Annotated in this window: 19 protein-coding genes; 13 read left to right on the forward strand and 6 right to left on the reverse strand. The window is 64.3% G+C overall.

Annotated features, from left to right (window positions below; all coding sequences use genetic code 11):
• Positions 1–4: 4 nt before the first annotated feature.
• The 6 genes from I3253_RS13050 to I3253_RS13075 all read right to left on the reverse strand — a co-directional run bounded on the left by I3253_RS13050 (position 5) and on the right by I3253_RS13075 (position 5,507).
• Positions 5–934, reverse strand: a complete 930-nt coding sequence (locus I3253_RS13050) for a BKACE family enzyme (RefSeq protein ID WP_197918187.1) — start codon at positions 932–934, stop codon at positions 5–7.
• A 5-nt stretch (positions 935–939) separates the two neighbouring features.
• Complete coding sequence (locus I3253_RS13055; protein ID WP_197918188.1) at positions 940–1,716, reverse strand: cyclase family protein; 777 nt, start codon at positions 1,714–1,716, stop codon at positions 940–942.
• A 14-nt stretch (positions 1,717–1,730) separates the two neighbouring features.
• Positions 1,731–3,038, reverse strand: coding sequence for a TRAP transporter large permease (locus tag I3253_RS13060; RefSeq protein WP_197918189.1), 1,308 nt, complete (start codon positions 3,036–3,038; stop codon positions 1,731–1,733).
• A complete protein-coding gene (locus I3253_RS13065; protein ID WP_197918191.1) occupies positions 3,035–3,583 on the reverse strand; it encodes a TRAP transporter small permease subunit in 549 nt (182 codons plus the stop codon). The genes I3253_RS13060 and I3253_RS13065 overlap by 4 nt, the downstream gene beginning before the upstream one ends.
• A gap of 138 nt (positions 3,584–3,721) precedes the next feature.
• Complete coding sequence (locus tag I3253_RS13070; protein ID WP_197918193.1) at positions 3,722–4,795, reverse strand: C4-dicarboxylate TRAP transporter substrate-binding protein; 1,074 nt, start codon at positions 4,793–4,795, stop codon at positions 3,722–3,724.
• A 61-nt stretch (positions 4,796–4,856) separates the two neighbouring features.
• Positions 4,857–5,507, reverse strand: coding sequence for a TetR/AcrR family transcriptional regulator (locus I3253_RS13075; protein WP_197918194.1), 651 nt, complete (start codon positions 5,505–5,507; stop codon positions 4,857–4,859).
• A gap of 240 nt (positions 5,508–5,747) precedes the next feature.
• Here I3253_RS13075 and I3253_RS13080 point away from each other — a divergent pair, with 240 nt between their 5' ends.
• From I3253_RS13080 to I3253_RS13140, 13 genes are all read left to right on the forward strand, one after another.
• Complete coding sequence (locus I3253_RS13080; protein WP_197918195.1) at positions 5,748–7,001, forward strand: ABC transporter substrate-binding protein; 1,254 nt, start codon at positions 5,748–5,750, stop codon at positions 6,999–7,001.
• Between the two features lie 91 nt (positions 7,002–7,092).
• Positions 7,093–8,223 (forward strand): iron-containing alcohol dehydrogenase, encoded by a 1,131-nt coding sequence (locus I3253_RS13085; protein WP_197918196.1) that lies wholly within the window; start codon positions 7,093–7,095, stop codon positions 8,221–8,223.
• Between the two features lie 11 nt (positions 8,224–8,234).
• A complete protein-coding gene (locus I3253_RS13090) occupies positions 8,235–9,665 on the forward strand; it encodes an aldehyde dehydrogenase family protein (protein WP_197918197.1) in 1,431 nt (476 codons plus the stop codon).
• A gap of 155 nt (positions 9,666–9,820) precedes the next feature.
• Entirely contained in the window at positions 9,821–10,645 is an 825-nt protein-coding gene (locus I3253_RS13095; protein ID WP_197918198.1) for a helix-turn-helix transcriptional regulator, read from the forward strand.
• Positions 10,646–10,829: 184 nt separating this feature from the next.
• Positions 10,830–11,840 carry a branched-chain amino acid ABC transporter permease gene (locus I3253_RS13100; RefSeq protein ID WP_197918199.1) on the forward strand — a complete coding sequence of 337 codons (1,011 nt, stop codon included), beginning with the start codon at positions 10,830–10,832 and terminating at the stop codon, positions 11,838–11,840.
• A gap of 3 nt (positions 11,841–11,843) precedes the next feature.
• Positions 11,844–12,908, forward strand: coding sequence for a branched-chain amino acid ABC transporter permease (locus tag I3253_RS13105; RefSeq protein ID WP_197918201.1), 1,065 nt, complete (start codon positions 11,844–11,846; stop codon positions 12,906–12,908).
• On the forward strand, positions 12,905–13,696 hold the full coding sequence (locus I3253_RS13110; protein ID WP_197918203.1) for an ABC transporter ATP-binding protein: 792 nt from the start codon (positions 12,905–12,907) through the stop codon (positions 13,694–13,696). Before I3253_RS13105 ends, I3253_RS13110 begins: the two co-directional genes overlap by 4 nt.
• The gene (locus I3253_RS13115; protein ID WP_197918205.1) at positions 13,689–15,869 is read left to right on the forward strand and encodes an ABC transporter permease; all 2,181 of its coding nucleotides are present in this window, start codon (positions 13,689–13,691) and stop codon (positions 15,867–15,869) included. Before I3253_RS13110 ends, I3253_RS13115 begins: the two co-directional genes overlap by 8 nt.
• Positions 15,870–15,872: 3 nt before the next feature.
• Positions 15,873–16,697 (forward strand): phosphoenolpyruvate hydrolase family protein, encoded by an 825-nt coding sequence (locus tag I3253_RS13120; protein WP_197918208.1) that lies wholly within the window; start codon positions 15,873–15,875, stop codon positions 16,695–16,697.
• 24 nt (positions 16,698–16,721) lie between these two features.
• Entirely contained in the window at positions 16,722–19,931 is a 3,210-nt protein-coding gene (locus tag I3253_RS13125; RefSeq protein WP_197918210.1) for a flotillin family protein, read from the forward strand.
• A complete protein-coding gene (locus I3253_RS13130; protein WP_197918211.1) occupies positions 19,932–20,369 on the forward strand; it encodes an SRPBCC family protein in 438 nt (145 codons plus the stop codon). It abuts the gene before it with no gap.
• Positions 20,370–20,371: 2 nt separating this feature from the next.
• Complete coding sequence (locus I3253_RS13135; protein ID WP_197918212.1) at positions 20,372–20,818, forward strand: SRPBCC family protein; 447 nt, start codon at positions 20,372–20,374, stop codon at positions 20,816–20,818.
• Positions 20,815–21,612: an FAD binding domain-containing protein gene (locus I3253_RS13140; RefSeq protein ID WP_197918213.1), complete on the forward strand. Its 798-nt coding sequence runs from the start codon at positions 20,815–20,817 to the stop codon at positions 21,610–21,612. The genes I3253_RS13135 and I3253_RS13140 overlap by 4 nt, the downstream gene beginning before the upstream one ends.
• Position 21,613 lies beyond the last annotated feature (1 nt).

A 21,613-nucleotide genomic window follows, 5' to 3' on the forward strand; every position in this document is an offset into this window, starting at 1 on the left:
CCTTTCAGAATCCAACCTTGTCGCGCCCCTTCAGGCCCAGCATTGCGCGCGCCTCGTCCGGCGTCGCGATCCGGTTGCCCTGGGCGCGCAACAGGCCCACCGCCTTTTCCACCTGCTGCGCATTGGATTGCGCCATCACCCCGCGTTCGATGAACAGCGAATCCTCCAGCCCCACACGCACATGCCCGCCCATCTGGGCCGAAACCGACGCCATCTTCATCTGCGCCGCCCCCGCGCCAATGACAGACCACTGATACCCGTCGCCAAACAGCCGGTCCGCCGTGCGTTTCATATGCACAAGATGGTCGATATCCGCCGGAATCCCGCCCAGAATCCCCATCACGAACTGCACAAAGACCGGCGCCCGGAACATGCCCTGCTTCAGGCAGAACGCCAGGTTGTGCAGATGCCCCACATCATAGCATTCATGCTCGAACCTGACATTATGCGGCGCGCCCCCCATCCGGTCGGCCACCATCTTGATATCGGCAAAGGTGTTGCGGAAAATGCCGCCTTCGGTGGCCCGGACATATGGCTCTTCCCAGTCGAATTTCCACTCTGCATAGCGATCCGCGATGGGATGGATCGAGAAATTCAGCGATCCCATGTTCATCGAACACATCTCTGGCGAAAAGGCCGCGGCCGGGGCCAGCCGCTCGTCAATTCCCATGGTGATGCTGCCCCCGGTCGAGATGTTCACGATGGCATCGGTCTCGGCCTTCAGCCGCGCCAGCACATGCCTCATGTGATCGGGGTTGATCGACGGTGCGCCGTTTTCGGGGTGGCGCGCGTGCAGATGGATGATCGCCGCCCCCGCACGTGCCGCGCCCACCGCCTGCGTTGCAATGTCCCCGGGCGTCCATGGCAGCGCATCCGACATGGTGGGCGTATGAATCGCCCCGGTGATCGCACAGGTGATGATGGTCCCGGACATTGCGCTTACTCCTTGAAAATGGCCACGGCGCGGGTGAACCCGGCGCTGGCGCCCTTGATCTTGTAGGGGAAACAGGAAATCTCGAACCCGGTGGGCGGCAAACTGTCCAGATTGGTCAGCTTCTCCATGTGGCAATAGCCGATCTCCATCGAGGCCCTGTGCCCCTCCCAGATGATCGACGCGTCGCCCGTCTTCGCATATTCCTGCGCCGTCAGCGCAAAAGGCGCATCCCAGCTCCAGGCATCGGTGCCCGTCACCCGCACACCGCGCTCCAGCAGGTACATCGTCGCCGCGCGCCCCATGCCACAGCCCTTCATCAGGTAATCCGCGTCGCCATAACGCGCCCCCGCCGAGGTGTTCACCACCACGATATCCAGCGGACTCAGCTCATGCCCGATCCGCGTCAGTTCGGCCTCCACATCCGCTGCACTGACGACATAGCCGTCGTCGAAATGCCGGAAATCGAGCTTTACCCCGGGATTGAAACACCACTCCAGCGGCACCTCGTCGATGGTGATCGCCCGCTCGCCGTTGTTCATCGTCGAATGGTGATGATAGGGCGCGTCCAGATGGGTGCCGTTGTGGGTCGCGATCTGCAACATCTCCACCGCCCAGCCCTCGCCCCCCGGCAGGTCTTCTTTCTTCAGCCCCGGAAAGAACGACATCACCTGCCCGGCGGTCTCTTCATGACTCATATAGGTGATTTCCGGCAGCATGATCGGCGGATCGCTGACTATCCCCGCCTCCAGTGGCACGGACAGATCGACATAACGGCGGGACATCGGCAAACCTCCTTCTAGATCAGCGCAGTCGCAAGCTGCGGGAAAACAAGCACCAGCGCCAACAGCACCAGCATCAAGAACGCGAACGGCGCGGCGCCGCGGAAAATGTCGCCCAGCGTGACATCGGGATCGTCCAGCGCCGACTTGATCACGAAAACCGAGATTCCGAAGGGCGGGGTCAACAGCCCGATCTCGACGGCGATGATGGTGACGATCCCGAACCAGATCAGATCCACCTGCATCGTGCTCAGCACCGGCAACATCAGCGGCACCAGGATCAGCATGATCGACGAACTGTCCAGGATCGTGCCCATCACGATCACCAGCCCCACATAGGCCAGGATCACCCCCCAGAAACCGATATCCGCGGTCGCGACGAAGCTGCCGAACCCGGCCGGCACGCCGGACAGGGCCAGCATCCGCGAATACATCTGTGCCGCGATGATCAGGAAACAGATCGACGCGGTCACAAGCCCGGTGTCGTTCAGCACCTGCCAGAAATCGCGCCAGTTCAGCGACCGCCGCGCCAGCCCGATCAGGATCGCGCCAAGGCACCCCACGGCCCCCGCCTCGATCGGCGTGAAGAACCCGGCATAAAGCCCCCCCAGCACCAGCCCGATCAACAGCGCCAGCGGCAGCCCCTTGACGATCACGTCGCGCCGGCTCAGCACCGGCATGTCATCCACGTCCCGCACCGAACCCAAAGCGCCGGGCCGCAGATGCGCGGTCATCCAGATGCCGCCCCCGAACAGCACCGCCAGCACAATCCCCGGCAGCACTCCGGCCATGAACAGATCGCCCACCGACTGTTCCGTCAGCAACCCGTACAGGATCAGAAGCAGCGAGGGCGGGATCAGCATCCCCAACACCGAAGATCCGGCCACCACCCCCACCGAAAACCGCGCCGAATAGCCGTGGCGCATCATTTCGGGCACGGCGATCCGGGTGAACACCGCCGCCGACGCGATGGATATGCCTGTAATCGCGGCAAAAATCGCGTTGGCGCCCACCGTGCCGATCCCCAGCCCCCCCTTGAGGCGCCGAAAAAGATGATTGGCCACATCAAACGCATCCCGCCCCATGCCGGACACCGACACGATATATCCCATCAACACAAACAGCGGCACGACGCCAAAGAAATAGCTGGCAATCGTCTGGCTCGCCGCCAGCGCCAGCAACTTGCCCGCCAGCACCGGCGACCCCTTGATCATCCACACCCCGACATAGGATGACAGCATCAGCGCAAAAGGCACCCACAGGCCCAGATAAACCATCACGATCATCGCGCCGAACGACATCAGGCCAATCTCGAACGGGCTCATGATGCCCCCGCCCCGCCGCGCAGCAAACGCAGCCCCGCCGCCAGCGCAAACATCACCAGTTGGACCAGCAATGCCGCACATCCGACCAGTATGATCAGCTTGACCGGCCAGACCGGCGCCGTGAAATCGCCCACCGTGCCCTGGAATGTCCCCCTGACCCACGCCTTGACGAACAGGGGTTGCGAGGCGGCGTATAGCTGCCAGATCAACAGCGCCGAAGCGAGCGCAAAGACAATATCCACCGCACAGCGCAATCGCGGCGCGCGCCGCTCCACCCATCCCAGCACCGCTTCGGTGCGGGTCAGGCGCCCCTTGCGAAAGGCCTGGGCGATTTGCAGGAAGACGATGGCGACAATGGACATCGATACCAGCTCGGGCACCCCGGAAATCGGACTGGCAAGGAAATTGCGCCCGATCACGTCGAAATTGACCAACAGCATGACCAGGAAAATCAACACGGTCCCGGCCACGTTCAGCCCGGTGGTGATCCCGTCAACCCATCTTTGCAGCGCCAAGAACCAGCGCGGCAGCGCCCCCTGCTCCATAGCCCACCCTTTCCGGCTGTTCCGGCAACCGAAGTCCTGCAAGGACTTCGGCCCGTTTTTCCAACACGAAAAACAGGCGCACCCGAAATCCGTGTCGGATTTCAGGGCGTATTCCGCGCCGGAATACGCCCTGAAAGATCACTCCATATCCCAGTTGCGCACCGGGGTCGCCCCGGCGGCGCGCATGGTTTCCATGTAATCCTTCAGCACGGCGGTTCCGTTCACGCCCGATGCGTCCAGCTTCTCGGCCCAGAGCTTGGCGACATTGTCCATGCCCGCCGCCCATTGCTGGCGAAACGCATCATCCACTTCGGTCACGGTCGCGCCCTGCGATGTCATGATCTCAAGGAATTTTGTCACCGACGCATCCAGATCGGCATGATAGGCGATCCGATCCGCCTCGGCCGCGTCGCGCAGCGCCTGCTGAACAACCGGATCCAGCCCGTCGAACCAATCCTTGTTCGCGGCAAACCCGCCCGCATATTGCGCGCCGAACCCCACCTTGGTGATATAGGGCGCCACTTCGTGCAGCTTGCCCGGCAGCGCCGCGCTGGCAAACACGATCACCCCGTCATACACGCCGGTCTTGATCTCGTTGTAATAGGTGGTCAGGTTGCCCGACACCCCCACGGCCCCGGTGCCCGCCAGCCAGTTCACCGCCGGCCCCGGCGCCCCGATCTTGCGCCCCTCCAGATCGGCAATCGAATTGACCGGAAAATTGGTCATCAACAGGTAGTCGTCAATGCCGATGGCACCGCCCAGATATTCCAGCCCATTGGCCTCCCACGCGGCCTTCATGTCGGCATTGTCCATCTGCAACCTGTCCATCCATTCGCTGACCAGCGTCGAATCCGACACAACGAACGGGGTGAAATAGGTCACGTTCTGCGGCGCCAGCTTGGCCGGATCAAACAGCGACGACACCAGCCCGATCTCGGCCAGCCCCTCCTCGACCGCCTCCAGTTCCTCGCCCACCTTGGCCAGCGACCCGCCATATTGCTCGGACCACTCGATGGTTGTTCCCGTGCCTTCCAGCGCCTTGTTGACCGCCGGAATGAAGGTCTGGCTGGCGTGTTTTACCCAGCGAAACACCGGCGGGTGCCCGGCCACAATGGTTACGTTCAGCGTCTGCGCCAACGCAGCTCCGTTTCCGGCCAGGCCCGAGACAGCCAGCGCCGCGGCCAGAAGGCCGGTTCTCACGATATGTTTCATGTCTTTCCTCCCAAAATGACATCCCAAAAATGATATCCTGCGTCCACGTCGCGCCGCCGCCTCACGCCAGCGCCCGAATTCCCGCACAGACAAACGGCACGATCCGCGCCAGCATCTCCTCGGCGTTCCCGTCGTCACAAATCCCGTCCGACAACCGCCTGGGCCGCCCGGTCTTGGCCATCATCGTCACGCCCACACCGATCGCGAACAGATAGGCCCAGACGGCATCGGCCCGGCTCAGCCCCGGCAATACCCGCTGCAAGGCGTCGATATAGGCGCGGGCAATCGGATCGTAATAGCGCTCGGCCAGCGCCTGATCCCGCGCATCCGCCGAACTTGCGACCGACGCCAGGATCCGCGCATACGCCCCCGCATCGTCCCCATCGCCGCGCCCCACCTCGATGGTGGGACGAAACAGCGAGTCCACGATCGCCTCCAGCGCCGGTGCCGCCTCGCCCGCCATCAGCGCCTCCAGCCGCGCGGCCCGATTGTCGTTGATCGCGGCGCTGCGCCGCGCAACCATCGCCTCGAACAACTGCGCCTTGTTCTTGAAGTGATAGTGGATCAGCGCCTGCGCCACCTGCGCCCGCTCGGCGATCACCCGCAACGACGCGCCGTCATAACCGCGCGCGGCAAACACCCCTTCGGCGGCGTCCAGAATGGCGTCGAAACGGCTCTCGCCCGGCTTTTCCTGCTGCGCTGCGGCGTCCAAAACTTCTCCTCGCTCTACTTGACTGATCGCTCAGTCAGCCTGCGCCACGCCCTGCCCTCCTGTCAATCCACATCCCCCGAACCCCGCGCCCCGCACGCCCGCAACAGCAAAAAAACAGACCACAAGTTACATGGGGTCACTCTCTGAGAAGGGCATACCCGCCCGCATGGCGCAGGCTTTCAGGGTCTGCCGCGCGGGTTTCGCGCCAAGGGCCAATTCAAACGTCGCAGGGAGGAAAACATGCGATTGACATACCTGACTACCATTTCCGCAGCAGCCTTGATGGCCGCCGGCGTGGCGCAGGCCGAACCGCTCAAGATCGGCTTCCTGGCCACACTCGAAGGCACCTACACCGTGCTGGGCGAAGACGGTCTGCGCGGCTTCAAGGTGGCGCTCGACGAACTTGGCAACATGGCAGGAGGGCGCGAGATCGAGGTGATCATCGCCGCGACCGACGCCAGCCCCGACAGCGCCGTACGCGCCGCCCGCAAGGTGGTCGAACAAGACAAGGTCGACATCCTGATCGGCCCCCTGTCCGGCTCCGAGGGCATCGCGCTGCGCGACTATTCCAAGACCCAGCCCCAGGTGACGTTCATCAACGGCATCTCGGGCGCACAGGAAACCACCTGGGTCGATCCGTCGGAAAACTTCTTCCGCTTCAACATGGACGGCGCGCAATGGTCGGCCGGTCTGGGCGACTACGTGTTCAATGAGAAAGGCTATGAGACCGTCGCCACCATCGGCGAGGACTACTCCTTCATCTATACGCAGGTCTTCGGCTTTGCGCTGGAATACTGTCAGGCCGGGGGCGAGATCACCGATCGTTTCTGGGTGCCGCTGGGCACCAAGGACTTCGGCTCGATCATCGCGGCCCTGCCCGATGACGTGGACGCGATCTATCTGGGCCTCGGGGGCGGCGACGCCGTCAACTTCCTGAACCAGTACCAGCAGGCCGGCGGTGACGCCAACCTGATCGGCGGCACCATCATGGTCGACGGCACCGTGCTGAACTCCAAAGGGTCCGCCAAGGAGGCGCTGATCGGCGTGCCTTCCTCCGGACCGCAGGCGGATGACTGGGACAACCCGAACTGGCAGAAATTCGTCAAGGCCTACCAGGACCTGTTCGAACCGGATCAGCGTTTCCCGTCCCCGTCGCTCATGGCGACCGGCTACTATAACGGCACCATGGCCATGGCCAGCTGCATGGAGCAGGTCGGCGGCGACCTGTCCGACGGACAGGCGGCGTTCCGCGACTGTCTGTCCTCCATCGTTCTGGAAGATGCGCCCAACGGCTCGATCAAGCTGGACGGCAACCGTCAGGCCATCGGCACCAACTTCCTGACCGAAGTGGTCGAGAACGCGGACGGCACCCTGTCCAACAAGCTCATCAAGGTGATCGAGAACGTGAACCAGACAATGGGCATCGACGAAGCGGCCTTCCGTGCCATCGGATTGCCAAGCCGCGACGTGCCCGAGTGTAAATCCTCCTACTGATCCCTTGGGATCCACGGTTCGGGCCATCGGCCCGAACCTCTTTCATTGAGCGTCTGAAACCTTTTCCAAACCCGGAGAGGGAGGGACCAGTGTGACTCTGATCAACTATCTCAACCGGGTGCATTTCGCCGAAAACGTGCTGGAAGAGGCCCTCTGGGCCGAACTCGACCGTCGCACCGGTCAAACCGCCTTTCTTCTGTCCACCACCAACGGGTTCGATTCCGATCTGGGCGAACGGCTCAAGGCCGGGCTGCCCAAGAAGATGCGCATCGTCACCTGCAATGTCAGCGGCGACATCCCCAGCGAAGCCGAGGCCAGACAGGTCGCCAGCAGGTTCGCGGGTCAGGGAGGCGGCGTTCTTGTCGCCTTTGGCCGGGGCTATGTCATCAACCTGGCCAAGGCGGCCCGGCTTCTCGCCAGCCACGACACCCGCCTCGCCCGGTTCGCGGAATCCGAAGGCGGCGCGGCCCGGATCACCCGCCCCCTGCCCGACCTGATTGCCGTGCCCACCCTTCAGGGCTTTGTCGCCGGATTCAACGGGCTTGCCGCGATCCGGCTTGATGACGGCACAATGATCGATCTGGCCAGCCCCGTTCTGGCCCCCACCGTCACCATCGGCGACCCCATTGTCGCGTTGAGCGAACCGGTCTCGGTCCAGGCCGGGTCCGGGGTCGAGGCGGTCACACTCTGTATCGAGGCATTGCTGTCGCCCAATTACAACCCGCCCGCCAACGGCATCGCACTGGACGGGCTGAATCGCGGGTTACAGGCGCTTTCGTCCCTGTCCAACCGTCCCGATCCCGCGGCACGCCGCGAATTGATGGCCGCCTGCATGAATGCCGCGCTGGTTCAGCAAAAGGGGCTGGGCCTGGCCCATGCGATCACCAGCAGTCTGTGCGCCGAAAGCGAGATGCCGCTGAACAAACCCGCGATCAAGCGTCTGCTGCTGCCCCGGCTCCTCGACTTTTACGCATTGAACGGTGCCCTTGCGCGCTCGCCATTGATGGATGCGATGGGGTTCACCAATCCCTGCGACACGGTCAAGGCAATCAGCCGCACGCTGCGCGACCTGCCCTTGCCCGCCACGCTCTCGGACCTGGGGATTACCGCTGACCTGGTTGCCCGCGCCAGCGCGCGCGCAGCCCGGCACCGTGTGCTGTCCAACAGTCCCTGCCGCCCCGTGCTTGCCGATATCCAGACCCTGCTGACCGCCATCCTTTAGGACCAATCCCGATGAAACCGCTCCTGATCAACGGTGAACACATCACCACGTCCAACGCGCTGGAAAACCGAAACCCCTCGGACGAAAACGACGTGATCGATACCCATGCCCAGGCCGGCATTGCCGAAACCCAAACGGCCATCGCCGCCGCCCGCGCCGCCTTTCCGGCCTGGTCCCGCTCCGGCCCGCAGGCCCGGCACGATCTGCTCAGGGCCGTGTCCGACGAGATCCTCGCCCGGCGCGCGGAACTGGGCGAATTGCTGGCCCGCGAAGAGGGCAAGACCCTGCCCGAGGCCATCGGCGAAACCGTCCGGGCGGCCCGGATATTCGACTTTTTCGCCGGCGAGGCGCTCCGCCTTACTGGCGATATCGTGCCCTCGGTGCGCCCCGGTGTCGGCGTGGAGATCACCCGCGAGCCGGTGGGCGTTGTGGGTGTGATCTCGCCCTGGAATTTCCCCATCGCCATCCCGGCATGGAAAATCGCGCCGGCCCTGTGCTACGGCAATACCGTCGTGTTCAAACCGGCCGAACTGGTGCCCGGCTGCGCCTGGGCGCTGATCGACATCATCCAGCGCGCCGGAGCACCCGCCGGGGTGATCAACCTGGTTACCGGACCGGGCGGCGTCGTTGGCCAGGCCATGCTCGATGCCCCCGAGGTCGACGCCATAAGCTTTACCGGCTCGGTGGACACCGGGCGCAAGGTGGCCGCCGCCAGCGTGGCGCGGATGCGCAAGTTCCAGCTGGAAATGGGTGGCAAGAACCCCCTCGTCGTGCTGGACGACGCCGATCTTGACACCGCGCTGGACTGCGCCATCAACGGCGCGTTTTATTCCACCGGCCAGCGCTGCACCGCCTCGTCCCGTCTGATCGTGACCGAAGCCATCCATAACCGGTTCGTCGAGGAACTGGCCAGCCGCACCCGCGCCCTGCGCGTAGGCCATGCCCTGCACAACGATACCCAGATCGGGCCCGTGGTGGACGCCACCCAGCTGCGGCAGGATCTCGACTATATCCGGATCGGCCGGTCGCAGGGCGGCAATCTGCGCGCCGGCGGCGATCTGGTCCGGCGCGACACGCCCGGACATTTCCTGCAACCCGCGCTGTTCACCGACACCACCAACGACATGCGCATCAACCGTGAAGAGGTGTTCGGCCCGGTCGCCGCCGTCATTCGCGTGCGCGACTATGACGAGGCATTGCAGGTCGCCAACGACACCGAATTCGGTCTCTCGGCCGGCATCTGCACCACATCGCTCAAACACGCCTCCCACTTCAAACGCAACGCCCGCGCCGGCATGGTCATGGTCAACCTGCCCACCGCCGGCGTGGATTATCACGTGCCCTTCGGCGGCACCAAGGGGTCCAGCTATGGCGCGCGCGAACAGGGCCGCCATGCCGCCGAATTCTTTACCACGGTCAAGACCGCCTACACCCTGCCATGACCGCCCCCTGGCAGTGCCGAAATTAATGTACACATTACCGACAGTCTCTTTCTTGACGCCACAGTCTTGCTTTTTGCGCGCGCGCCTGCCGATACTTGACCTCGCGGAAGCGTGAACCGGGAGAGTCACGCACCGTGGTCTAGGGAGGAATAACCATGAGTGAGGCCGTCGCGGTCCACCATGGTGCGTTTGGCCGAACCGCGCTATATGAGCTCGATAGGCCCTTTGTGACCCATGCGCACCGTGAGGGGCATCTGATCTTTTATGTGAATGGCGGCCCGTCCGCCGTGGACGTGGGCGGCACCAATGTCGCCCTTGGCGAAACCCGCGCCGCCGCGGTCAGCCCGTGGGAGCCGCATAATTTCGCCAAGTCCGAAGGCGATGCCACCCTTTGCCTTGTCATGTATATCAAGCCGATCTGGTTTCTCGAAAACAGCCAGTCCGCCAACAGCGTGCTTGATTTCGGCCGCCCTCGCATCCGCGTGACCGACGAAATCCGCCACTGGATTTTGCGGTTGACATCGGTCCTGCTCGATCCGCAGGACGATGCAGCCATGGATGGCTACATGTTTGAAATGACACGGATTTGCTATGATCAAAGCTGGGCGCGCACCAAGGAGCGTTCGCCACTGGGGCGCATGAAATCCCGGTTCAGCGATTTCCGGGTGCGCCGCAGCCTGCGCCTGATGCAGGAAAAATACGCCGAAGAACTCCAGATGGACGAACTTGCCCGCCAGGTCGGGCTGTCGCGCCCGCATTTCTTCAAACTGTTCAAGAAACAGATGGGCATTACCCCCAACCTCTATCTCAACACGCTGCGCGCCGAACACGCCATCACCGAACTGATGACGACCGAGAAAACCATCACCGATATCGGCCATGATCTCGGCTTTTCCTCTCAGGCCAGCTTTACCCGCTTCTTTGCCTCCAATGTCGGCATTCCCCCCAGCGAATACCGCCGGGTCGCGCACGAGACCTGACCGCGTTTTCCCGATGCCCGGTCAAGGGAGAAGACTGAGAGGTATGCCGATTCGTGCGGCCCTCTTCTAGCCTTTCCCTTGTGCACAACCGGCCGAAAACAGGCCGGACGCCATCAGGGAGGACCGCGATCATGGCTCGATGCCGTTGCCGAAACGGTCGCGCCGCACAACAGGTGTCGGCTTCATGAGACGGTTTGTCGACCGTCATCCGCTCTGGTCCGTGATCATCTTTGCGGTCGTGGCCGTGCTGTTATGGATGATCTTCGCGGTCTGGCCCGACTGGCTCACGGACGCGATCGGGCGCAAGAAGGTGTTTCTGAACGCCCTGTTCAACGGCATCACCCTGGGCGGGCTGTATTTCCTTGTCGCCAGCGGTTTCACCCTGATCTTCGGGCTGATGCGCAACGTCAATCTGGCGCATGGCTCGCTGTACCTGCTGGGCGGCTATGTCGGCTATCTCACCGCCGACGCAACCGGGATGTGGCTCCTGGCCTTTCCGGCGGCCTTCATCGTGGTTGGCGCCTTTGGCGTGTTGCTGCAAATCTTCGTCTTCCGCCGGATGGAAGGCGAAGACCTGCGACAAACTCTTGTGACGATCGGCATCTCCATTGTCATGGCCGATCTGATGCTCTGGGCCTGGGGCGGCGATTTCTACAACATCTCGCCCCCCGAATGGCTGTCTGGCCCGATGCAAACCTTCTTTGTCACGTCCGTCAAACGCTCGGGCGAACTGGTCTACATGAAATACCCGATGGTGCGGCTGGTGATCTTTGCGGCGTCGATCGTCGTGGGCGTGGGCATGTGGCTGCTGCTCAATCGCACCCGTATCGGGATGCTGATCCGCGCCGGGGTGGACGACCGCGACATGCTTTCGGCCACCGGAGCGCGTATCCAGCTTGTCTTCGTGGCCGTCTTTGCCTTTGGCGCCGGGCTGGCCGGGGTGGCCGGCGTGGTTGGCGGCACCTTCCAGTCCGTCGCGCCGGGCGAGGATGTGCGCTTTCTGCTGGCCTCTCTCGTGGTGGTGATCGTGGGCGGCATGGGCTCGATCCCCGGCGCCGCGCTGGGCGCGCTGCTGATCGGGCTGGCCGAACAGTTCGGCTCGGTCTACTTCCCCACCTATGCCGTGGTGCTGACCTTCCTGATCATGGTGGTCGTGCTCGCCTTCCGCCCGCAAGGGCTGATGGGAAGGAACTGACGCATGGCCCTGATCGAGAACACCCCCGCCGCCATCGACGCTGTCGAACGCCGTTCGCTGTTCGAGCGCATCCCGGCGGCTTATTGGCTTGTGGGCTTCGTGCTGCTGGTCATGCCGACATTCGCCTCTCCCTTTGTTCTGTTCCAGATCTTCGGCTGGACCTTCATCCTGGGCATCATCGCCCTGTCGCTGATGTTCCTGGGCGGCTACGGCGGCATGGTCAGCCTTGCCCAGATGACGTTCGCGGGCAGCGCCGGGTACATGCTGGCGATCTTCGGTCCCAGCGCAATCACCGACATTTCGATGAACTGGCCCTGGTATATCGCCATTCCGCTCGCGCTTGCGCTGGCGGTGCTGTTCGGCACGCTCACCGGCTGGCTGGCGGTGCGCACGGCGGGCATCTATACCATCATGATCACCCTCGCCATCGCGGCGGCCTTTTTCTATTTCACCCGCCAGAATTATACGATTTTCAACGGTTTCTCCGGCTTCAACGGCGTCCTGCCGCCAAAGCTTTTCGGAGTCGACTGGCGCGGGTCGACGGCGTTCTATTATCTCACCCTGTTCTGGGCCACCCTGTGCTATTTCGCGGTGCTCTACCTGTCGCGCTCGCCGTTCGGGCTGGCGCTTCAGGGTGTGCGCGACAATCAGCGCCGCATGTCGGCACTTGGCTACAACGCCAACGCTCACCGGGTTGCGGCCTATGCCTTTGCCGCGCTGCTGGCCGGGATCGGGGGCATTCTTCTTACCTGGCAATCGGCCCAGATATCGCCCGGCACGGCGGGCATCGGTCCGGCCATCGACATTCTGGTGATTGCCGTCATCGGCGGGCTGCGCCACCCGGTCGGCGCCTTCATCGGTGCGTTCATCTACGTGATCCTGAAAACCTTTGCACTGGATGCGCTGGTCGCCGTCGGCCTGTCGGGCGAACGCTTTCAGCTGCTGATCGGCCTCGGTTTCCTGGTGATCGTGTTCTGGTCGCCCGACGGCATCCTGGGTCTCTGGGCCAAATGGCGTGACAGCCGCGGCAAGGATCCGCTGCGCGACCGCGGGGGGGACACGCCATGAACGCGCCTGCCAAAGTGTCCGACCGACTGAGCGCCACCGGCACCGCCAACGCGCTCGAATTGCGCAACGTGTCCAAATATTTCGGCGCCCTCGCCGCGCTTGAAGACATCAACATCACCGTGCGGCCGGGCGAACGCCGCGCCGTGCTGGGCTCGAACGGGGCGGGCAAGACCACCCTGTTCAACTGTGTCACCGGCGATTTCCTTGCCACAACCGGCAATATCCGCTTCTTTGGCGAGGACATCTCCGAATTTCCCCCGCATGAACGTATCCGCCGGGGCCTGCGCCGCACGTACCAGATTTCGCTCCTGTTCACCGGGCTCAGCGTCCGCGACAACATTTACCTGTCCTGTGTCGGGGTCTCGCGCCGCCGGTTCTCGTTCCTGCGCCCGCGCCGCGACGACGCGCTGATGGCGGCCGCCGACAACCTTGTCGATGTGGTCCACCTGACCGACGACCGCGACACGCTTGTCTCCAATCTCAGCTATGGCCAACAGCGCCAGCTGGAAATCGCCATGGCACTGGCCGGGGCGCCGCGCTTCATCCTGTTTGACGAACCCGCCGCGGGGCTGTCGCCCACCGAGCGCCGCGAACTGGTGGACATCCTCAACGGTCTGCCCGGCCATATGGGCTATATCATCATCGAACACGACATGGACGTGGCCCTGCGCGTCGCCGAAAGCGTCACCATGATGCATAACGGGCGCATCTTCAAAGAGGGCAAACCCGCCGAGATCGAAGAAGACCCCGAGGTCCAGGCCCTGTACCTGGGGGGCGACGATGGCTGAGCGCTCTGCCACCCCCGCCCTCGAGGTCCGCGACCTCAATGTCTATTACGGACGCTCCCACGCGCTTCAGGGTGTCGATCTCACACTGGATCACGGCGTTTTGTCGGTCGTGGGCCGCAACGGCATGGGCAAGACGACGCTCTGCAAGGCGATCATGGGGCTGGTTCCGGTCGCCTCGGGAGACATCTCCTTTGGCGGGCAATCACTCTTGGGCAAGACCCCGGCCGAGATTGCCCGGCTGGGCATCGGCTATGTGCCCCAGGGCCGCCGCCTCTGGCCCTCGCTCACGGTGGACGAACACCTCAAACTTGTTGCCCGGCGCAGCGGAGCATGGTCGGTCGAACGGATCTATTCCACCTTCCCGCGCCTGGCCGAGCGCAAATCCAACGGCGGCGCTCAGCTGTCGGGCGGTGAACAGCAGATGCTCGCCATTGCCCGCGCCCTCCTGCTCAATCCGCGCCTGCTGGTAATGGACGAACCCACCGAGGGCCTGGCCCCGGTGATCGTGCAACAGGTCGAAGACATGCTGGTGCGCCTTGGCCGCGAGGGCGAGATCGAGGTTCTGGTGATCGAACAGAATATCGGTGTGGCCTGCGCCGTGGCCGAAAGCACCGCGATCATGGTCAACGGGCGCATCAACCGGGTCATGGAAAGCGGCGTGCTGGCCGCCGACCGCGATCTGCAACAGGCCATGCTGGGGGTCGGGCGCCACGCCCATGATGAAACCCCCGTGGCCGCCGCCACCGCCGAAGGCCGCGCGTCGGAGCAGGCCGCCAGCGGCATCACCCGCGTGTACTTGTCCAACCCCGCCACGCCCACCCGCTGGTCCCGCCCCGTCCCGGTGCGCGTGATCGAGGGCGCGGCCCGCACCATCACCCCCGAACCGCGCCGCACAGGCACCGGCACCGGCACCTCCGCCCCACCCGCCCGCGCCGCGCGCCGCACCGGCCCGGTTCTGGTCTGCGGCACGCTGGATACCAAGGGCGCAGAGTTGCGCTTTATCCGCGACATTCTCAAGGGTCAGGGCCTGCCGGTGCGGCTTGTGGATCTGTCCACCTCCGGCAAACCCTCGGGGGCCGAGGTGCCGCCCCATACCGTTGCCGGGTTTCACCCGCGCGGCGCCGCCGGGGTCTTTACCGGCGACCGGGGCAGCGCCGTCACCGGCATGACGCGCGCCTTTGAACGCTGGATGGGGGCACAACCCGATATCTCGGGCGTCATCGCCGCCGGCGGCTCGGGCGGCACCGCGCTGGTCGCGCCAGCCTTCCGCGCCCTGCCGGTGGGCCTGCCCAAGATGATCATCTCCACCGTCGCCTCGGGCAATACCGAACCGTATGTCGGCCCCTCCGACATCACCATGATGTATTCGGTCGCCGATGTGCAGGGCATCAACTCGATCACCCGCGAAGTGCTGGGCAACGGCGCCCACGCGCTGGCCGGCATGGTGCGCGCGCGCCAACAGGCCGGTCAGGCGGCACCCGATGACAAACCCGCCGTGGGCCTTACCATGTTCGGCGTCACCACGCCCGCCGTGCAACAGGTTACTCAGGCGCTGGAGCCGGACTATGACTGCCTTGTGTTCCACGCCACCGGCACCGGCGGCAGGTCGATGGAAAAGCTCATGGACAGCGGCATGTTGTCGGCCATCATCGACCTCACCACCACCGAGGTGTGCGACATGATCGCGGGTGGCGTCTTTGCCGCCGATCAGGATCGCTTCGGGGCCGCGATCCGCGCGGGCCGCCCTTATATCGGGGCGTGCGGCGCGCTTGACATGGTGAATTTCGGCGCCCCCGAAACCGTGCCCGCCAAATACCGTGACCGGCTGTTTTACGAACATAACCCGCAAGTCACGCTGATGCGCACCACGCCCGGGGAAAACACCGCCATGGGCCACTGGATCGGCGAACGCCTGAACCTGATGACCGGCCCTGTACGCTTCTTCCTGCCCACCGGCGGCGTGTCGTTGCTGGACGCCCCGGATCAGCCCTTCTGGGATCCCCAGGCCGACGCCGCGCTGTTTGCCGCGCTTGAGGAAACCGTGAACCAGAACGCCACGCGCCAGCTGATCCGCGTGCCCCACAATATCAACGACCCCGAATTTGCTGCCCTGATCGTACAGACTTTCCGCACCTTCCATACCGCGCCCCGGCGCAAGACCGCAGGAGAATAAGCCATGTTCGACCGTTCCGAATTGATGACGAGGTTCCGCGCCATGCGCGATGCCGGCACGCCGATCATCGGCGGCGGCGCGGGCACCGGCCTGTCCGCCAAATGCGAAGAGGCCGGCGGAATTGACCTGATCGTGATCTACAATTCCGGACGGTACCGTATGGCCGGGCGCGGCTCGCTGGCCGGGCTGATGCCCTATGGCGATGCCAACGGCGTGGTGATGGAAATGGCCGGCGAAGTGCTGCCCGTGGTCAGGAACACCCCCGTTCTGGCCGGGGTCTGCGCCACCGACCCCTTCCGCCTGATGGACAAGTTCCTTGACAGCGTAAAGGCCGCCGGGTTCTCGGGCGTTCAGAACTTTCCCACCGTGGGCCTGATCGACGGCACCTTCCGGGCCAATCTCGAAGAAACCGGAATGGGCTATGACCACGAGATCGACATGATCGCCATGGCCGCCGAAAAAGACATGCTGACAACCCCTTACGTATTCTCCGAAGACAACGCCGCCGCCATGGCCAAGGCCGGCGCCGACATCATCGTCGTGCATCTGGGCCTGACAACCGGCGGCTCCATCGGCGCCGAAACCGGCGTCACGCTGGAACAGGCCCCGGCCCTGACCGATGCCTGGGCGGCCGCCGCGCTCGAGGTCAACCCGGACGCCATCATCCTGGTCCATGGCGGCCCCGTCGCCATGCCGGAAGACGCCGAATTCGTGCTGAAGAACACCACCAACTGCCATGGCTTCTATGGCGCGTCGTCCATGGAACGTCTGCCGACCGAGATCGCGCTGACAGAACAGACGGCGAAATTCAAGAAGATCGGGCGCTAAGGCCCCCGAAGGGAGGAAAGACAGATGACAGGGCAACTCATCGGACAACTGATCCTGTGGCTGATCGCCGCCGTGATCGTAATCTTCATCCTCTACTGGGTGATGCACTGGCTCTATCGCCGCTCCACCAAGGAGGTCGCCTTCGTGCGCACCGGGTTCCTTGGGGAAAAGGTGGTGATCGACGGCGGCGCCTTCGTGTGGCCGATCATCCACGACATCACCCCGGTCAACATGAACTCGATGCAGCTGGGCGTAACCCGCGAACGCGACGAAGCGCTGATCACCAAGGATCGCATGCGCGTTGACGTGGACGCCGAATTCTACGTGCGTGTTGCCCAGACCAAAGCGTCCGTCAGCCTCGCCGCCGCCACCCTGGGCCGGCGCGCGCTGGAACCGGAACGCCTGCACACCCTGCTCGAAGGCAAATTCGTCAGCGCCCTGCGCACCGTGGCCAGCGAAATGACGATGGAGGAACTGCACGAAAACCGGAACGCCTATGTTGCCCGCGTTCTGGAGGCCGCGCAGGAAGGGCTGAACAAGAACGGGCTGGAACTGGAAAGCGTTGCCGTCACCGATATCGACCAGACCGATATCGAATATTTCAACCCGTCCAACACGTTTGACGCCGTCGGCCTGACCCGTGTCATCGAATCGATCGAAGAGCGCCGCAAGCTGCGCAATGACATCGAGCAGGACACGATGATCCGCATCCGCGCCCGCAATCTCGAAGCCGAGAAACAGGCGCTCAACATCGAACGCGAAAGCGAAGAGGCCCGGCTGGAACAGGAACGCGATGTCGAATTCCGCCGCGCCCAGCAGCGCGCCGAACTTGCCCGCGAACGTTCGGAGCGCGAGAAGGAGGCCGAACAGGCCACGCTCTCGTCGCGCGAGGCCATCGAAACCGCGCGTATCGCCAACGAACACCAGATCGCCGAGGCCCGCATCGCCTCGGAACGCGACATCCGCCAGCAGGAAATCGAGCGCCAGAAGGTGGTGGACGAGGCCGAGATCGCCACCCATGAAGCGATCGAAAAGGCGCGCATCAGCCAGGAAAAGACCCTTACATCCGAGCGCATCAAGACCCGAAAGGAAACCGACGCCGCCGAGATCGCCGCCAAGGAAGCCATCGAAAAGGCGCGCATCGCACAGGAAAGGGCCATTACCGAAGCCCGCATCGCCAAGGACCGTGAAACCCAAAGCCAGGACATCGAACGCCAGCGCATCGTGGACGAGGCCGACATCTCCGCCCGCGAGGTCGTCGAACGCGCCCGTATCGCGCAGGAAAAGGTGATCACCCAGGACCGGATCGCGCTCGAACAATCCACCAAGGAACGCGAGATTGCCCGCAACCTCGCCGTGCAGGAGGCCGAGATCGCCAGCCGCGAAGCCGCAGAAAAACTGCGTATCGCGCAGGAAAAGACGGTGAATGCCGAACGCATTGCCTCGGATCGCGAAACCCGGTCGCTGGAAATCGAGCGCCAGAAAGTTCTGGAAGAGGCCGAAATCGCCAGCCAGCAGGCCACCGAGGCCGCGCGCATCGCCCGCGAAAAGGCGCTGAGCGCCGAACGCATCGCCGCCGATCAGGACACCCGCTCGCGCGAGATCGAACGCCAGCGGATTCTCGACGAGGCCCAGATCGCCGCCGCCGAGGAAACCTCGCGGACCCGTATCGCCCAGGAAGAACGCATCCGGGCGCTGGAAATCGCCCGCAACCAGGCCGTGGACGAGGCCGAGATCGCCGCCCGCGAAGCCGTCGAAAAGGCCCGCATCGCACAGGACCGGCAGCTTGCGTTTGATCGCATCTCCGCCGCCGAGGCCACCCAGGAGCGCGAGGTCGCCAAGGTCGCCGCGCTGGATGCCGCGCAGATCGCCGCCAAGGAAGCGACCGAGGCCCGGCGCATCGCACAGGAAAAGGCCACCACCGCGGACCGTATCACCTACGAAAAGGAAACCCGCGAACTGGAGATTGCCCGCAATCAGGCCGTGCAAGAGGCCGAGGTCGCCTCTGCCGAGGCGGTTGACGCCGCGCGCATCGCCAAAGAGGCCAAACTCACCGTCAAACGCATCGAAAGCGAGGAGCGCACGCGCGAACGCGACGTGGCCAAGGCCACGGCGCTCGAAGCGGCCGAAATCGCCCGCGCCGAGGCCACAGAGGCCGCGCGCATCGCCAAGGAGAAGAAGCTCGCCGCCGACCGCATCGCCTATGAACAGGACATGCGCGAACGCGAGATCGCCCGCAACCGCGCCCTTGATGCCGCCCAGATCGCCGCGGACGAGGCGATCGAGGCCGCCCGCGTGAGCAAGGCAAAAACGGTCGATGCCGAAAAGATCCTTGCCGAACAGGAACTCGACGCCAGGAAACTGGAGCGCAAGAAGGTGCTCGAACAGCTCGAAATCGCCCGCGTCCAGGCGCTGCGCGAGGCCGAGATCGCCAGCCAGGAGGATGTCGAACGCGCAAGGATCGCTTCCGAACGCGGGCTGGACGACGCCCGTATCGGCCACCAGACCGAACGTCGCAAGCTGGAGATCCAGCGCGAGAAACTGGTCGAGGAGGCGACCATGGAAAAGGCGATCGCGCTGTATCAGAAATCGCTTGAGGAAAGCGCCGCCGCCGCCGAGGCCGACATTGCCCGCGCCCGCGCCGTGGAGGCCGCCGAAAAGGTTGCCACCACCCGCGAGACCGAAGAAGCGGCCCGCCGCAAGTCGGTGGACGTGGTCCTGGCCGAAAAACTGGCCGAGGAGAAACGCATCGCCGCCGAGGCCGAAAAGGTCCGTGCCGCTGTCGAGGCCGAGGCCCAAAAGCTCATCAACGAGGCCGAGAACGTGCTTACGGACGAGGCCCGCCACAGCCTGTTCAAGCGCAAGATGCTGGAACATGTCGAAGGCATCGTCGCCGCGTCGGTCAAGCCGCTGGAAAAGATCGACGAGATCAAGATCATGCAGCTGGGCGGCAACGGCGCCGCCGGGCTTGGCATGGGCAATGGCCGCGGTGGCCCGGGCGGCGGCGGGGGTTCCGGCGACGGCGGCAGCCCCACGGACGAGGTGATCAACTCGGCGCTGCGCTACCGCGTTCAGGCGCCGATGATCGACAGCCTGCTGGCCGATATCGGCATCGATGGCGCCAACCTTGCCAAATCCTCGGTGCTGCGTGATGCCCAGGATCTGGCCCGTGCCGGTAACGAGGCCAAGCGCCTCAAGGGCGAAGACGCCCCCAAGGACGGGGAGAAAAAGTAGATGGCCCGTGTCTATACGTCCACCGTGATCGGCGCCGGCGCCGGTCGTGTCTGGGAAAGGGTGCGCGATTTCAACGCCCTGCCCCGCTGGCATCCCAAGATCCGCGACAGCCGGATCGAAGACGCCCTTCCCTCTGACAAGGTCGGCTGCATCCGCAACTTCAACCTGCAAAACGGCGACACGATCCGCGAACAGCTTCTGGGCCTGTCCGATTATGACATGTTCTGCACCTACTCGATCCTCGAAAGCCCGATGCCGCTGACGGATTACATCGCCACGTTGCGGCTGACCCCGATCACCGATGGCGACCGGTGCTTTGCCGAATGGTCCGCCGAGTTCGAATGCGACCCCGCCGCCGAGGACGATCTTGTCAGCGGCATCGGCGCGGATGTCTTCCAGGTCGGCTTTGATGCCCTCAAACGGCATTTCGGGGGCTGAGAATGGTCAAGGTGATCCGCTCCACCGTGATGAATGCCCCGGTCGAGGCCGTCTGGGAGGTCATCCGCGATTTCAACGGGCACGATCAATGGCACCCTGCCGTGGCCACCAGCCTGATCGAACGGGGCAACCCTTCTGATATGGTCGGCTGCATCCGCCGCTTCAAACTCGAAGACGGCTCGGAGCTGCGCGAACAGCTGCTCACCCTGTCGGATATCGAGCAAAGCTTTACCTACTGCCTGCTGGATACCCCCATTCCGCTTTTCAACTACGTCGCCCATTGCCGCCTGTTTCCCGTCACCGACGGCGACCTGACCGTCTGGGAATGGCACAGCCGCTTTGACACCCCCGCCGGACGGCAAGAGGAACTCGCCACCATGGTCGGCGACAACATCTATTCCGCCGGATTCGACGCGATCCGCACCCATATGGGACTGGAGGCCGCATGAGCATCACCGTCGAAACCTACCCCACCCTGCGCGAGGCCGCCTCGGCCATGCGCGACGGCACCCGGTTTCTGGGCGGCGGCACCATGGTGGTGCGCGGCCTGAATTTCGGCGCCCAGACCTATGACCGCGTGGTGCGCAGCACCGATGCCGCCCTGCGCGACATCCGCTCCGACGGCACGGGCCTGCATATCGGCGCGGGCGTGACCATGGCGCAGATCATGCAGACCGCCAGCACCGATTTCCTGGCCCCCGTGGCGCGCGCCGTGGGCGGCCCGGCGGTGCGCAACATGGCAACCGTGGGCGGCAATCTGTTCGCGCGCGCGCCCTATGGCGATTTCGGCACGGCGCTGCTGGCGCTGGATGCCACGGTACAGATGGCCGATGGCCAGTCGCTCGCGATCGAAACCTTCTATGCCCATCGCGCCGGTTCGCGCGGGCTGGTCGCCGCCGTCACCGTGCCCCGTCCGGCATCGGGCGCGTTCCGCTTTGCCAAGATCACCCGCACCCGGCCCAAGGGCGCGTCGCTTCTGTGCATTGCCGCGCATCTGCCAGGCGGCACCCGCATCAGCGGCGCTCGTCTTGCCTTTGGCGCCATGGGCCCGACACCTCTGCGCGCCAAAGAGGCCGAGGCCGCGCTGGACGGCGCCGCGCTCGACCCCGCCGGCATCCAGCGCGCGCTCGATACCTGCCTGAATGGCCTTGATCCGCAGGATGACGCGCTGGCCTCGGCCTGGTACCGCCGCGCGGTTGCCCCGGTCCACCTGCGCCGCCTGCTTCTGGGCGAGGAGACCTGAT

Source organism: Thiosulfatihalobacter marinus, assembly GCF_016019955.1.
Taxonomy (GTDB): domain Bacteria; phylum Pseudomonadota; class Alphaproteobacteria; order Rhodobacterales; family Rhodobacteraceae; genus Shimia; species Shimia marinus_A.

Coding starts and splice junctions, on each gene's coding strand:
- I3253_RS13120 (WP_197918208.1), top strand. CDS start 15,873: ATGTTCGACCGTTCCGAATTGATGACGAGGTTCCGCGCCATGCGCGAT.
- I3253_RS13055 (WP_197918188.1), bottom strand. CDS start 1,716: ATGTCCCGCCGTTATGTCGATCTGTCCGTGCCACTGGAGGCGGGGATA.
- I3253_RS13115 (WP_197918205.1), top strand. CDS start 13,689: ATGGCTGAGCGCTCTGCCACCCCCGCCCTCGAGGTCCGCGACCTCAAT.
- I3253_RS13060 (WP_197918189.1), bottom strand. CDS start 3,038: ATGAGCCCGTTCGAGATTGGCCTGATGTCGTTCGGCGCGATGATCGTG.
- I3253_RS13090 (WP_197918197.1), top strand. CDS start 8,235: ATGAAACCGCTCCTGATCAACGGTGAACACATCACCACGTCCAACGCG.
- I3253_RS13080 (WP_197918195.1), top strand. CDS start 5,748: ATGCGATTGACATACCTGACTACCATTTCCGCAGCAGCCTTGATGGCC.
- I3253_RS13100 (WP_197918199.1), top strand. CDS start 10,830: ATGAGACGGTTTGTCGACCGTCATCCGCTCTGGTCCGTGATCATCTTT.
- I3253_RS13130 (WP_197918211.1), top strand. CDS start 19,932: ATGGCCCGTGTCTATACGTCCACCGTGATCGGCGCCGGCGCCGGTCGT.
- I3253_RS13050 (WP_197918187.1), bottom strand. CDS start 934: ATGTCCGGGACCATCATCACCTGTGCGATCACCGGGGCGATTCATACG.
- I3253_RS13105 (WP_197918201.1), top strand. CDS start 11,844: ATGGCCCTGATCGAGAACACCCCCGCCGCCATCGACGCTGTCGAACGC.
- I3253_RS13065 (WP_197918191.1), bottom strand. CDS start 3,583: ATGGAGCAGGGGGCGCTGCCGCGCTGGTTCTTGGCGCTGCAAAGATGG.
- I3253_RS13110 (WP_197918203.1), top strand. CDS start 12,905: ATGAACGCGCCTGCCAAAGTGTCCGACCGACTGAGCGCCACCGGCACC.
- I3253_RS13140 (WP_197918213.1), top strand. CDS start 20,815: ATGAGCATCACCGTCGAAACCTACCCCACCCTGCGCGAGGCCGCCTCG.
- I3253_RS13135 (WP_197918212.1), top strand. CDS start 20,372: ATGGTCAAGGTGATCCGCTCCACCGTGATGAATGCCCCGGTCGAGGCC.
- I3253_RS13125 (WP_197918210.1), top strand. CDS start 16,722: ATGACAGGGCAACTCATCGGACAACTGATCCTGTGGCTGATCGCCGCC.
- I3253_RS13095 (WP_197918198.1), top strand. CDS start 9,821: ATGAGTGAGGCCGTCGCGGTCCACCATGGTGCGTTTGGCCGAACCGCG.
- I3253_RS13070 (WP_197918193.1), bottom strand. CDS start 4,795: ATGAAACATATCGTGAGAACCGGCCTTCTGGCCGCGGCGCTGGCTGTC.